Raw genomic sequence first — 12,364 nt, 5'->3', positions numbered from 1 at the left:
GGCCGGCGAGCGGGTCAGGTCTTCTTGCGGAACTTCGAGATCGCCAGCGGCGCGGTCACCAGTGTGATGGCCACGGCCCAGGCCAGCACCATCCACACGTCGCGGGCGACCGGCCCGCCGATGAACAGCCCGCGCGCCGCGTCGGCGAGGCTCGAAAGCGGGTTGTAGTCGGTGAAGGTCCGGAGCCAGCCCGGCATCGTCGACGGCGGGGTGAAGATCGAGGAGCCGAACTGCAGCGGCATGAGCACGAGCATCGCCATGCCCTGCACGGCCTGCGCCGTCTTCACGGACAGTCCGATGACGATGAAGATCCACATCAGCGAGGCGCCGAAGAGGAGCGACAGCCCCACCGCGCCGAGCACGTGCAGCGCAGACGTCTGGACCGACATGCCGAGCATGAAGCCCACGGCCAGCAGGATCGCGAAGGCGACCATCATCCGGCCGACCTCGACGACGATCTTCGCTATGAGGACGGAGGACCGGGCGATCGGCATGGTGCGGAACCGGTCCATCACCCCCTTCTGGAAGTCCTCGTTGATGCCGGTGCCGACCGCCATGGAGACGTTCAGGCCCATCATCGCCATCAGGCCGGGGACCAGGTAGCTGACGTACTCGTCCTGCTTGCCGTTGCCCGCGACCGCGCCGCCGAAGACGAAGACGAAGAGCAGGGTGAAGACGATCGGCATCAGCAGCACGTCGAACATCGACTGCGGATCCTGCTTGATCTGCAGCGTGTTGCGGCGGGCGAGCGCGCCGATGTGCCGCAGATTGGCCCGCAGGCCGATCCGCCCCTCGCCGCCGTCCGACTTCACGGCCGTCGGCGCCGTCGCCGGTGGGGTCACTGTCGCCGCGCTCATGCCGCGACCTCCTCGTGCTTGTCGTCGTCGGCGGACTGGGCGGACCCGGCCGCCGCGTCGCTCGTCTTCTCGCCCGTGATGGCCAGGAACACCTCGTCCAGGCTGGGCAGATGGGTGCCGATGTGCGCGATGCCGAAGCCTCGCGCGCCCAGCAGGCCGACCACGGCGGTCAGTTGCTCGTCGCTGAGGATCGGGACGTACAGCAGGCCCTCGCCCGCGTCGACCTGCGCGCCGGCGATGCCGTCGAGCCCCGCGTCGGCCAGCGCCCGCGCCATCGCGGGCAGCAGGGCCGGGTCGGCCGGACGGACCTCCAGCGTGCGGCCGCCGACCTTCGCCTTGAGCTCGTCGACCTTGCCGCCCGCGATCACGCGGCCGCGGTCGATGACCGTCAGCTGGCTCGCGAGCTGCTCGGCCTCCTCCATGTACTGGGTGGTGAGCAGGACGGTGACCCCCTCGCCCACCATCCGCTTCACCTCGTCCCACACCTCGTTGCGGGTGCGCGGGTCGAGTCCGGTCGTCGGCTCGTCCAGGTAGAGCACGGCGGGCTGCCCGATCATGGACGCCGCCAGGTCGAGGCGCCGCCGCATGCCGCCGGAGTACTGCATCACCGGCTTCTTCGCGGCCTCGGTGAGGGAGAACCGCTCCAGCAGTTCGTCCGCGCGCCGGCGCGCGTCCTTGCGGGACAGATCGAGCAGCCGCCCGATCATGTAGAGGTTCTCCCAGCCCGCGAGCTTCTCGTCGACCGAGGCGTACTGCCCGGTCAGACCTATGGTGCGGCGAAGCTGCCGGGGCTGCTTCACCACGTCGTACCCGGCCACCACGGCCGTGCCGGCGTCCGGCTGGACCAGGGTGGACAGGCAGCGTACGAGGGTGGTCTTGCCGGCGCCGTTGGGTCCGAGGACACCGAGCACGGTGCCTTCCCGTACGTCCAGGTCCACGCCGTCCAGTGCCTTGGTCTCGCCGTAGTGCTTGACCAGTCCCCTTACCTCGACGGCGTTGGCCGCGCCGCCTGTGGGGCTCTTGTCGAATCGCGTCATGCCGACCATGAGAGCAGCCGCCACTGACAACGCGCCGACAGACGACCGACAGACCGCCTGCGGCCCGCCGACAGAACCGGTCTCCGCCCGAGCCCGGCCTCCGCCCCGCGTACGCCGACAGCCCGCCGATGGGGGATGTCGGCGGGCTGTCCGTGGTGCGGCAGTGGCTTCGATATGACTAGTGGAAGGTGTGTTCCTCCTGCGGGAACGTTCCGCCGACGACGTCGCCGGCGAACGCCTTCGCCGCGTCCCCGAGGGTCTGCCGCAGGTTCGCGTACTGCTTGGTGAAGCGCGGCACCTTGCCGCCCGTCAGGCCCGCCATGTCGGTCCAGACGAGGACCTGTGCGTCCGTGTCCGGCCCGGCGCCGATGCCGACGGTCGGAATGTGCAGCGAGCGCGTCACCTCGGCGGCCAGCTCGGCCGGTACGAGCTCCAGCACGAGCGCGAAGGCGCCGGCGTCCTGCGCCGCCTTCGCGTCCCGCAGCAGCTGGTGCGCGGCCTCGTCGCTGCGTCCCTGCACCCGGTAGCCCATGGTGTTCACGGACTGCGGCGTCAGCCCGAGGTGCGACATCACCGGGATGCCGGCCTTCACCAGCAGCTCGGTCTGGGCGTGCGAGCGCTCGCCGCCCTCCAGCTTCACGGCGCCCACCCCGGCGTCCTTGATCAGCCGGGTGGCGTTGCGCAGGGCCTGCACCGGGCCTTCCTGGTACGAGCCGAAGGGGAGGTCGCCGACGATCAGGGCGCGCTTGGTGCCCCGTACGACAGCGGCGGACAGCAGCGTCATCTCGTCCATCGTGACGGGCACGGTGGTCTCGTATCCGAGGTGACAGTTGCCCATGGAGTCGCCGACGAGCATGACCGGGATGCCGGCCTCGTCGAAGACGGAGGCGGTCATCGCGTCGTACGCGGTGAGCATGGGCCACTTCTCACCGCGCTCCTTGGCGGCGGCGATGTCGTGGACGGTGATGCGGCGAGTGCCCGTGCCGCCGTACAGCGCCTTGCTGCTGTCGGCGGATGTCTTCTGGGCAGCCTGAAGCGTCATGACCAACGGCTCCTTCGAAATCTCGAGGCGCCCTGACGGCGTCCCCGGACCACGTCCATGGTGGCATCCCGGCGGCGCTCACGGGAAGTGGGGACCCGCGTCGGTCCGCACACACTGGCTGGTTTGTGCGCGTTTCGTCACAGCGTTCCTCCGACGCGCCCGAGCCGGAACCCCGCACGGCGCCGGTGTCGTCCTCGTGGCAGTACGGCCGTCGTGTCCCGGCGGCCGGGAAAGACACCGGCCATCCCCTAGGGTCAGACGGGGCGGGGCGGTGTGCACGGCAAGGCAGTCAGTGAGGGCAGCGGAATGGCGCAGGCGTACATGACGGACACGGGGAACGGCAGCTCAGGACCCGGGCGTCCGGGATCCCGCCTCCTGCACCGCCTCACCGGCCTGCGCCACGACCGCGGCATCTGGCGGCGCGGCATCCTGCTCGCGCTGTGCGCGGTGCTGCTCACCCTCCTGATGGTCCTGCACGCGCAGATCCCCAACGCGATCGGCAACCTCGGCAGTCTCACGGAAACCTTCCTCCCCTGGCTGGGCCTCGGCATCCCCCTTCTGCTGGCCGGCGCCCTGCTGCGCCGTTCGGCGACCGCGGCGGTCGCCCTGCTGCTCCCGGCCGTGGTCTGGCTGAATCTCTTCGGCGGCCTGCTCACCGACAAGGCCGGTCCCGGCGGTGATCTCACGGTCGCCACCCACAACGTGAAGGCCGACAACGCCGACCCCGGGGGAACGGCCCGTGAGCTGGCCGACTCGGGCGCGGACGTGGTGGCGCTCCAGGAACTGAAGGCCAGCGAGGTCCCGGTCTACGAGGAGGCCCTCTCCGGCACGTACAAGTACCACTCGGTGCAGGGCACGGTCGGCCTCTGGAGCAAGCACCCCATGACCGGCACCGGGCCCGTCGACATCAAGATGGGCTGGACGCGCGCGATGCGCTCCACGGTGGCGACCCCGGCGGGCGACGTCGCCGTGTACGTCGCCCACCTGCCCTCGGTACGGCTCAAGGTCAACGCCGGCTTCACGGCCGGGCAGCGCGACGACAGCGCGGACGCGCTGGGCGAGGCGATCGCCCGCGAACCCGTCGAGAGGGTCGTCCTGCTGGGCGACCTCAACGGCACCATGAACGACCGCGCCCTGAACGCCGTCACCTCGCAGATGCGGTCCACGCAGGGTGCGGCGGGCGACGGCTTCGGCTTCAGCTGGCCGGCGTCGTTCCCGATGGCGCGGATCGACCAGATCATGGTCAAGGGGATCAAGCCGGTGTCGTCGTGGGCCCTGCCGGAGACGGGCAGCGACCACCTGCCGATCGCGGCCCGCGTCGCGCTCTGACGACGGCCGCCGCACCGGTCGGGGCACCGGGCGCGCCCGCTCGCAACCCCGCGTTCACGCCGTGGAACATTTCACCTGAGAGACTTTGTTCAGTACGGGAACGTACTCGCCCGCGCCCCCAGCCACTGAAAAGGTCCCTCCATGCCCAGGCCGCCCCGGCCCGTAGCCCTGCTCGCCCTCGCCGTCAGCGCCTTCGGCATCGGCACGACCGAGTTCGTGATGATGGGCCTGCTGCCCAACGTCGCGGACGATCTGAGCACCTCGGTGCCCACCGCGGGCCACCTCGTGTCGGCGTACGCGATCGGCGTGGTGATCGGAGCCCCGCTGCTCACCGCGCTCGGCTCGCGCATACCCCGCAAGCGCATGCTGCTCCTGCTCATGGCCCTGTTCACGGTCGGCAACCTCGCCTCCGCCCTCGCCCCCGGGTTCGGCTGGCTGGTGGCGGGGCGGGTGCTCGCCGGGCTGCCGCACGGCGCGTTCTTCGGCGTCGGCGCGGTGGTCGCGGCGCGGCTGGTCGCGGACGGACGGCAGGCGCGGGCCGTCGCGACGATGTTCCTGGGCCTGACGGTCGCCAACATCGTCGGCGTACCGGCCGCGACGCTGCTCGGCCAGCACCTCGGATGGCGGGCGACGTTCCTGGTGGTGGCGGCGATCGGGCTGGTGGCGATGGCGGCGCTGGCCCGCCTGGTGCCGTACGTGCCGCTGGACGAGCGGCAGAGCGTACGCCGTGAACTGCGCACCCTCGGCAACCGTCAGGTCCTGCTCGGCCTGCTCACCGCCGTCTTCGGCTTCGCCGGCGTCTTCGCGGTGTACTCCTACCTGGCCTCGATGACCACCGAGGTCATGGGCTTCGGCGCGTCCTCGGTCACCGTCGTCCTGGCCCTCTTCGGCATCGGCATGACGCTGGGCGCCCTGGCGGCGGGCCCCCTGACCGACCGGGCCCTGCGGCCCACCCTGTACGGCTCGCTGGGCGCCCTCGCGCTCGTGCTCCTGGCCTTCAACTACACGGTGCACGTGCAGTGGGCGGCGCTGATCACCGTGGTGGTGCTGGGCGCGGTCGGCTTCATGACCACCACGCCGCTCCAGATGCTGGTCATGAACAAGGCCAAGGACGCCCCGACGCTGGCCTCCGCCTCCAACCACTCCGCGTTCAACCTCGCGAACGCGGGCGGGGCCTGGCTCGGCGGCTCGGCGATCGCCGCGGGATGGGGCTGGACGAGCCCGACTCTGGTCGGATCGGTGCTGGCGGTCACGGGCCTCGCCGTCGCGGTGACGGCCGGCCTCCTGGACCGCGCTCCGGCCTCGTCCCGCTCCCGCGTGGTCGCCTCGGGCGAGGCGGCGGCCCCGGCCCGCGAACCGGCGCACGACACGGCGGGCTGACCGAGCCCGCCGCCCGGCCCCGGACGCCCGCGGCCGGCGCCGGACCGGACGCCCGGGTCCCCGGCGTCAGCCCGACTCGCGCCAGCGGTTGGTGATCGGCAGGCGGCGGTCCTTGCCGAAGCCCTTCGCGGAGATCTTCGTGCCCGGCGGGTACTGCCGGCGCTTGTACTCCGCCTTGTCGACCATCCGGATCGTCTTCGCCACCAGCTCCCGGTCGAAACCGGCGGCCACGATCGCCTCCAGGCCCTGGTCCTGGTCGACGTACCGCTCCAGGATCCCGTCCAGGACCTCGTAGTCCGGCAGCGAGTCCGTGTCGACCTGCCCCGGCCGCAGCTCCGCGCTCGGCGGCTTGGAGATCGAGTTCTCCGGGATCGGCGGGACCTGGCCGCGCTCCTCGGCCGCCTTGTTCCGCCACCGGGCGAGCGCGAAGATCCACGTCTTGTAGACGTCCTTGATGGGCCCGTACGCGCCCACCGAGTCGCCGTAGAGCGTCGAGTAGCCCACCGCCAGCTCCGACTTGTTGCCCGGCGCGAGCACGATCTGGCCCTCCTGGTTGGAGATGGCCATCAGCGTCGTGCCGCGCAGCCGCGACTGGAGGTTCTCCTCGGCCAGCCCGGTCAGGCCGAGGGCGTCCATGTACGCGTCGAACATCGGCTCGACGGCGACGGTCCGGTAGTTCAGTCCGGTACGCCGCGCCAGTTCGGCCGCGTCGTCCTTCGAGTGGTCCGAGGAGTACTTCGACGGCATGGACACGCCGTACACGTTCCGCGCGCCCAGCGCGTCGCAGGCGATCGCGGCTACGAGCGCCGAGTCGATGCCGCCGGAGAGACCGACCAGGACCTTGTCGAAGCCGTTCTTGGCGGCGTACGCGCGCAGGCCCACGACCAGCGCCGAGTACACCTCCTCCTCGTCCTCCAGGCGCTCGGCGTAGCCGCCGGTCAGCTCGGGCTCGTACGCGGGCACCGGGTCCTCGGAGAGGATCACGCGGTCGATGCGCAGCCCGTCGTCGACGACTCCGGTCGGCGCCTCGGCGGCCGGAGCGGCCGCGGGCAGGTCCAGGTCGAGCAGCATGCTGCCCTCGGAGAACTGGGGGGCCCGGGCGACGACGTCGCCGTTCCGGTCGCAGACGATCGAGTCTCCGTCGTAGACCAGCTCGTCCTGGCCGCCGATCATCGCGACGTAGGCCGTGGTGCAGCCCGCCTCCTGGGCGCGCTTGCGGACCAGTTCGAGCCTGCTGTCGTCCTTGTGGACCTCGTACGGCGAGGCGTTGATCGAGACCAGCAGACCGGCCCCGGCGGACCGGGCGGCCGGGACGCGGCCGCCGTCCTGCCAGAGGTCCTCGCAGATGGCGAGAGCCACGTCGACGCCGCGCACCCGGACGACGGGCAGCGAGTCGCCCGGCACGAAGTACCGGAACTCGTCGAAGACGCCGTAGTTCGGCAGGTGGTGCTTGGCGAAGGACAGCGCGACCCCGCCGCGGTGCAGCACGGCGGCGGCGTCCTGCGGGGCGCCGGCGGGCTGGCCGTAGCGCGGCTGGGCCTTCTCGCAGCGGTCGAGGTAGCCGACGACGACGGGGATCTCCCCGAAGCCCTCCTCGGCGAGGCGTGCCGCCAGCGCGCGCACGGCCTCGCGCGACGCCTCGACGAAGGACGACCGCAGCGCGAGGTCCTCGACGGGGTAGCCGGTCAGCGCCATCTCGGGGAACGCCACGAGGTGGGCGCCCTGCTCGGCGGCGTGCCGGGTCCAGTGGACGATCGATGCGGCGTTGCCGGCCAGGTCGCCGACGGTCGAGTCGATCTGATTGAGAGCGAGGCGTAGTTGAGGCACGCGCCCAGTCTAATCGTCTGTCTGACGCTATGTCCTGGGGGAGCCGGTACCCGCCGGCCGGATCCCGTGACCGGGCCGGTCCAGACGGCGTCCTCGAACTTCATGACGTCCGGGCTGAACCCCACCCGCATCCGGTGGGCCGCGTCGGGCGGCAGGGAGACTGCGGGTACCGGTAGCCGCGTGCGGGGGCTCCGGCGCGTCGAAGTAGCGTTCACCCCACTATGCCGATTGCGTTTCTCCGCGGTGCCCGGCCCGTCGCCGTCCTCCTCCTGCTCGGCGCCGTCGCGTACACCGCCTGGGTGCTCGAAGCCGTCCTCGCGACCGGCCTCGACCCCCTGCGCACGTACGTGAGCGAACTGGCCGCCAGGGACCAGCCGTTCGGCGGCCTCTTCCGGGCCACCGACCTCACGGCGGGCCTGCTGATCCTCGCGGGCGCGCTGTGGGCCTTCGCCGCGTACCGCCCGCGCGGGCTGTGGGACGTCACCGGCTGGGCGGCGCTCGCCCTCTTCGGCGCCGCGACCGCCGCCGACTCCCGGCTGCCGATGAGCTGCGCGACGACCGCGGACGCGGCCTGCGCGGCCCGCGAGGCGGCCGGACTCGTTCCGGTGACCCACGCGGCGCACACGTGGAGCAGCAGCGTCGCGTCGACCGCGGCGGTCGTGGGCGTCGTCGCGCTGACCGTCGCGGCGCGCCGCCGCCACGACCGCCGGTCGCTCCTCGCCCGTACCGGACCGTTCCTCGCGGCGGCCGAACTGGCGGCCACCGTCTGGACCCTGTCCTCCATCGCCGCCTTCGAGGCCGGCGGCGGCACCTGGCTCCTGGGGGCCGGGCAGCGGCTCCAGGTACTGATCGCGGCGGTCTGGCTCGTCGTGCTGGCGATGTCGGTGGCGCGCGAGAAGCTGTACGAGTGACCTCGACCGGACGTTTCCTGAGCATCGGCGGCGCGGCGCACCACGTGGTCGTGGAGGGCGACGGGCCGGTGTGCGTGCTGAGCGCCGGGCTCGGCATGAGCTGGTTCGACTGGGACCCCGTGGTGGCACTGCTCGCGCCCTCGCGCACGGTCGTGCGGTTCGACCGTCCCGGCCACGGCCTGAGCGCTCCGGCTCCCGCCGGTACGCCGCCCACCGCCGAGGGCGAGGCGCACCGCATCGCCGCGGTGCTCGACGCGCTCGCGCTGCCCCCGCGCGGCGCACCCGTCACCGTCGTGGGGCACTCGCTCGCCGGGTTCCACGCGGAGGCGTTCGCCCGTCTGCATCCCGCCCGTACGGCCTCCGTCGTACTCGTCGACTCCAGCGTCGAGGAACACGCGCGCACGCCCGCCGCCCCCGCCCTGCGCACCGCCGCGACGCGGGCGCTCGGCACGGCCCTGTCCGCCGCCGGGCTCCCCGCGGCGCTCGGACCGCTCGCACGCCGCGCGGCGGTCCGCGCCGGCCGCGCGCACCCCGCGGGCGGCCCGTGCGACGACCCGGCCCCCGCCCCGCTCGTACGCCGCTGCTACCGCACCTCCCGCGTCCTGCGCGGAGCGCTGCGGGAGAACACCCACTACCGGGCCGTCGCCGCCGGGCTCCTCGCCCTGCGCGCGCGCCACCCCCTGCCGGACGGCGTCCCGGTCACGGTCCTGGCGGCGTACGACGGCGGCGGCGGACGCGGCGCGTCGCGCTGGCTCGAACGGCAGCGCGGCCTCGCGAGCACCCTGGGCGCCCGCTTCGAGGTGGCCGAGCCCGCCGGCCACCTGGTGATGCTGGACCGCCCGGACGCGGTGGTAGGGGCGGTCCTGGCGGCCGGACGGCCGGCCCCGGTCAGGGACGCGGGGCGGCGCCCCGCTCCTTGAGCAGATCGGCCATCAGCGCGATCTCCGACTCCTGGGCGTCGGCCATGCCCTGGGCCAGGGACCTCTGCGGCCCCACCTCGCACCGCTCGGCGCAGCCCTTCGCCATCGTGACGCCGCCCTTGTGGTGGGCGGTCATCAGCCGCAGGAAGAGGATCTCCGCCTGCTCGCCGTCCGCCTCGCGGAGCTTCGCCAGGTCGGTCCTGGTCGCCATGCCGGGCATCAGCGACCCGTCCCGCGCCTCGTGGGACCCGTGGGCACCGTGCCCGCCGTGCCCCGAGCCGCCGCGGGCCATCCAGGCCATCGGCTCGTCGGAGGAGACCTTCGGCAGGCCCCACAGGTCGAGCCAGCCGAGCATCATGCCCCGCTGGTTCGCCTGGGTGTTGGCGATGTCGTACGCCAGCCTGCGCACGTCCTCGTCCTTCGTGCGGTCGCGCACGATGAACGACATCTCCACCGCCTGCTGGTGGTGCACGGACATGTCCCGGGCGAACCCCGCGTCCGCGGAGCCCTCGGCGGGCGTACGGGACGCCGCCGAACCACCGCGGTCGCCGTCCCCGCTCCCGCTCCCGGCGGCGACCGTGACGGCCCCCGCGGCGAAGAGCAGCGCGATTACGACGGCCGTGACGGCCGCCCAGTACGCACGCGTCATCACTGGGCCATTCCGCCCGTGCACGCCGCGCCGGGCTCGGGCGTCTGCGGCCCCTGCACGTACTTCGTGAAGAACTGGTCGACCCGCGGGTCGGCGGCACTGTCCACCGTCACCTGCTTGCCCCACGCGCTGAGCATGAGCGCACCCGTCTGGTCCTTGACCGGGCTCATCAGCGAGTACGGGGTCTTGCCCACCTTCTCGGCGAGCTTCTCGACGTCCGCGTCGGCCGCCTTGTCGTTGTAGGTCACCCACACCGCGCCGTGCTCGAGCGAGTGCACCGCGTTGACCTTGGGGATCTCCTTCTTGTAGACGTCACCCTCGCAGTTCATCCAGACCTGGGAGTGGTCGCCGCCCACCGGCGGAGTCATCGGGTACGAGACGTCCTTCGTGACGTGGTCGCGTCCCAGCTTCTTCGCGTCCCAGGACTTCTCCTGCTTCACGGGCGCCTTGGCCAGGGCGGTCTTCCTGTCCTGCTCCTCCGACTCCTGGAGGAGGACGAACGAGCCGAACCCGACCAGGCCGAGCACGACGACCGAGCTGATGCCGATCACGAGGAAACGGTTCCTGCGCTCGCGGGCCTGCTCAGCGCGGCGCATCTCCTCTATTCGGGCCTTGCGTGACGCGTTGGCGGTCTTGTTGGAAGCCATGGTGTGAGTCCTTCGTGCTGCTGAAAGTGTGTGGGGTCGCGGAGACAAGTGGCGGGGAGCGGGCGTCCCGGCTACGTCCGCATCACCTGAAGGACATGGCGTCCCGGCGCCCGGGCGAATATGCCCGAGCCGCGCGCCGGCCCGGCGGCGGACGGCGGCGCGAAGGGCTGCGGCTCGGCGGCGACCGGCGTGGCCGGCGGCGGCACGGTGAGCACGGCGGGGGACAGGTGCGGGAAGACGCCGCAGTGCGGCGAGTCGTACGGGCAGACGTACGCGGGTCCGCCCCGCGCGGAGGGGACGGCCGTCACGGCGGTCACACTCCCGACACCGTCGGACCCGTGATCGTCCCGGGAGTCGGAACTGATCCCCAGACAGACGAAGAGCGCGGCGAGGAGCGTCGCCACGGCGCTCAGCAGCGCCGTGGGACGTCCCATGCGCCTGGTGCGCCCGGTGCGGGATCGCCGCCGTCCCCCCATGGGCGGAAATCGTAATGCGCCGCGGGGCCCCTTTGGCCATACGGGCCGCATCCCGTTGCGGCCGGCGGGGCGGATGTTTCGCCGCGGGGTGATCGGCAACCCGCCGTTCATGGTGCAAATCGGATACACGATGATGACCGAGCAGGCCGGACCCCGTGACCTGGTCGACCACGTGGTCGCCGCCGAACGGGCCGGCTTCGACTTCTCCGTGACCTCGGACCACTACGCGCCGTGGCTCACCGAGCAGGGGCACGCCCCCTACGCGTGGAGCGTGCTGGGCGCCGCGGCCCAGGCCACCTCCCGCATCCCCCTCATGACGTACGTGACCTGTCCGACGGTCCGCTACCACCCCGCCGTCGTCGCCCAGAAGGCGGCGACGATGCACCTGCTGTCCGAGGGCAGGTTCCGGCTCGGCCTCGGCTCCGGCGAGAACCTCAACGAGCACGTCGTCGGCGCGGGCTGGCCCGCCGCGCACGTCCGCCTGGAGATGCTGGAGGAAGCCGTGGAGATCATCCGCGCGCTGTTCGCCGGCGGCGACGTGAGCCACCACGGCGCGCACTACGACGTGGAGAACGCCAGGCTCTGGGACCTGCCCGATCCACCGCCGCCGATCGGGATCGCCGTCTCCGGCGAGCGCTCCTGCGCGCTCGCCGGCCGTCTCGGCGACCTGGTCATCGCCACCGAGCCCCGGAGCGAGCTCCTGGAGGCCTTCGACCGCAACGGAGGCGGTGGAAAGCCGCGCATCGGCCAGCTGCCCGTCTGCTTCGACCCCGACCGGGACGCGGCGGTCGCGCGGGCCCACGAGCAGTTCCGCTGGTTCGGTGGCGGCTGGAAGGTCAACTCCGAGCTGCCCGGCCCCTCCGGTTTCGCCGGAGCCACCCGGTTCGTACGGCCCGAGGACGTCGCCGCGTCCATCCCGTGCGGCGCGGACGTGGAGACGTTCGTCGAGGCGGTACGGCCGTACGCCGAGGCCGGCTTCACCGAGATCGCGCTGGTCCAGGTCGGCGGCGACCACCAGCGGCCCTTCATCGACTGGGCGGAGAAGACGCTGCTCCCGGCGCTGCGCGAGCTGTGAACCCGCCCGGCCCGTTGCCGGCGGCCGTCCGGACCGCCGGCGGCCGTCCGGACCCCTGCGCCGCGCCGTCGAAGGCGCCCCGGGGGGGGGGGGGGAGGGGGGGGGGGGGGGGAGGGGGGAGGGGGGGGGGGGGGGGGAGGGGGGGGGGGGGGGGGAGGTGGGGGGGGGGGGGGGGGGGGGGGGGGGGGGGGAGGCGGCGCTCTGCTAGGAGGCG

General features: G+C 72.7%; 11 protein-coding genes and 2 pseudogenes. 6 read left to right on the top strand and 7 right to left on the bottom strand.

The genetic code is table 11. The features are described 5' to 3' along the window. Nucleotides 1-14: 14 nt before the first annotated feature. Nucleotides 15-857 carry an ABC transporter permease gene (locus tag AC07FK_RS07290; RefSeq protein WP_479103333.1) on the bottom strand — a complete coding sequence of 281 codons (843 nt, stop codon included), beginning with the start codon at nt 855-857 and terminating at the stop codon, nt 15-17. Here AC07FK_RS07290 and AC07FK_RS07285 point away from each other — a divergent pair. Further along, nucleotides 833-982: pseudogene (locus tag AC07FK_RS07285) on the top strand (hypothetical protein); the annotation flags it as partial. The gene AC07FK_RS07290 and the pseudogene AC07FK_RS07285 overlap by 25 nt on opposite strands. On the opposite strand, the pseudogene AC07FK_RS07280 reads toward AC07FK_RS07285, so the two are convergent. Further along, nucleotides 941-1,894 (bottom strand): annotated as a pseudogene (locus AC07FK_RS07280) (ATP-binding cassette domain-containing protein); the annotation flags it as partial. The pseudogenes AC07FK_RS07285 and AC07FK_RS07280 sit on opposite strands and share 42 nt — an antisense overlap. Nucleotides 1,895-2,072: 178 nt before the next feature. Next, on the bottom strand, nt 2,073-2,936 hold the full coding sequence (gene panB / locus AC07FK_RS07275; RefSeq protein WP_479103331.1) for a 3-methyl-2-oxobutanoate hydroxymethyltransferase: 864 nt from the start codon (nt 2,934-2,936) through the stop codon (nt 2,073-2,075). 306 nt (nt 2,937-3,242) lie between these two features. Between panB and AC07FK_RS07270 the strand changes: the two genes are divergently transcribed. Both AC07FK_RS07270 and AC07FK_RS07265 read left to right on the top strand, forming a co-directional pair. After that, nucleotides 3,243-4,265, top strand: coding sequence for an endonuclease/exonuclease/phosphatase family protein (locus AC07FK_RS07270; RefSeq protein ID WP_479103928.1), 1,023 nt, complete (start codon nt 3,243-3,245; stop codon nt 4,263-4,265). Nucleotides 4,266-4,406: 141 nt separating this feature from the next. Next, a complete protein-coding gene (locus AC07FK_RS07265; protein WP_479103330.1) occupies nt 4,407-5,645 on the top strand; it encodes an MFS transporter in 1,239 nt (412 codons plus the stop codon). A 66-nt stretch (nt 5,646-5,711) separates the two neighbouring features. Here AC07FK_RS07265 and AC07FK_RS07260 read toward each other — a convergent pair whose 3' ends face one another. Further along, on the bottom strand, nt 5,712-7,472 hold the full coding sequence (locus tag AC07FK_RS07260; protein WP_479103329.1) for an NAD+ synthase: 1,761 nt from the start codon (nt 7,470-7,472) through the stop codon (nt 5,712-5,714). A gap of 221 nt (nt 7,473-7,693) precedes the next feature. Between AC07FK_RS07260 and AC07FK_RS07255 the strand changes: the two genes are divergently transcribed. Further along, nucleotides 7,694-8,383, top strand: a complete 690-nt coding sequence (locus tag AC07FK_RS07255; protein ID WP_479103327.1) for a DUF998 domain-containing protein — start codon at nt 7,694-7,696, stop codon at nt 8,381-8,383. Then, complete coding sequence (locus tag AC07FK_RS07250; RefSeq protein WP_479103326.1) at nt 8,380-9,303, top strand: alpha/beta fold hydrolase; 924 nt, start codon at nt 8,380-8,382, stop codon at nt 9,301-9,303. Before AC07FK_RS07255 ends, AC07FK_RS07250 begins: the two co-directional genes overlap by 4 nt. On the opposite strand, the gene AC07FK_RS07245 is transcribed toward AC07FK_RS07250, so the two are convergent. From AC07FK_RS07245 to AC07FK_RS07235, 3 genes are all read right to left on the bottom strand, one after another. Further along, nucleotides 9,272-9,952: a DUF305 domain-containing protein gene (locus tag AC07FK_RS07245; RefSeq protein WP_479103325.1), complete on the bottom strand. Its 681-nt coding sequence runs from the start codon at nt 9,950-9,952 to the stop codon at nt 9,272-9,274. The genes AC07FK_RS07250 and AC07FK_RS07245 overlap by 32 nt on opposite strands. Further along, nucleotides 9,952-10,599: a DUF3105 domain-containing protein gene (locus AC07FK_RS07240; RefSeq protein WP_479103323.1), complete on the bottom strand. Its 648-nt coding sequence runs from the start codon at nt 10,597-10,599 to the stop codon at nt 9,952-9,954. Before AC07FK_RS07240 ends, AC07FK_RS07245 begins: the two co-directional genes overlap by 1 nt. A gap of 71 nt (nt 10,600-10,670) precedes the next feature. Next, a complete protein-coding gene (locus AC07FK_RS07235; RefSeq protein WP_479103321.1) occupies nt 10,671-11,033 on the bottom strand; it encodes a hypothetical protein in 363 nt (120 codons plus the stop codon). A gap of 151 nt (nt 11,034-11,184) precedes the next feature. On the opposite strand from AC07FK_RS07235, the gene AC07FK_RS07230 reads away from it, so the two are divergent. Beyond that, entirely contained in the window at nt 11,185-12,150 is a 966-nt protein-coding gene (locus tag AC07FK_RS07230; RefSeq protein ID WP_479103319.1) for an LLM class F420-dependent oxidoreductase, read from the top strand. The last annotated feature ends 214 nt before the right edge of the window (nt 12,151-12,364 follow it).

Source organism: Streptomyces sp. NPDC046122 (assembly GCF_056429965.1).
Note: the sequence above shows the minus strand (reverse complement) of the source record. Positions and strands in the feature narration are given on the sequence as shown.

Excerpts from the sequence above, each read along its gene's own strand:
- AC07FK_RS07290 (WP_479103333.1), bottom strand. The coding sequence starts at position 857 with ATGAGCGCGGCGACAGTGACCCCACCGGCGACGGCGCCGACGGCCGTG.
- panB (WP_479103331.1), bottom strand. The coding sequence starts at position 2,936 with ATGACGCTTCAGGCTGCCCAGAAGACATCCGCCGACAGCAGCAAGGCG.
- AC07FK_RS07270 (WP_479103928.1), top strand. The coding sequence starts at position 3,243 with ATGGCGCAGGCGTACATGACGGACACGGGGAACGGCAGCTCAGGACCC.
- AC07FK_RS07265 (WP_479103330.1), top strand. The coding sequence starts at position 4,407 with ATGCCCAGGCCGCCCCGGCCCGTAGCCCTGCTCGCCCTCGCCGTCAGC.
- AC07FK_RS07255 (WP_479103327.1), top strand. The coding sequence starts at position 7,694 with ATGCCGATTGCGTTTCTCCGCGGTGCCCGGCCCGTCGCCGTCCTCCTC.
- AC07FK_RS07245 (WP_479103325.1), bottom strand. The coding sequence starts at position 9,952 with ATGACGCGTGCGTACTGGGCGGCCGTCACGGCCGTCGTAATCGCGCTG.
- AC07FK_RS07240 (WP_479103323.1), bottom strand. The coding sequence starts at position 10,599 with ATGGCTTCCAACAAGACCGCCAACGCGTCACGCAAGGCCCGAATAGAG.
- AC07FK_RS07235 (WP_479103321.1), bottom strand. The coding sequence starts at position 11,033 with ATGGGACGTCCCACGGCGCTGCTGAGCGCCGTGGCGACGCTCCTCGCC.
- AC07FK_RS07230 (WP_479103319.1), top strand. The coding sequence starts at position 11,185 with ATGGTGCAAATCGGATACACGATGATGACCGAGCAGGCCGGACCCCGT.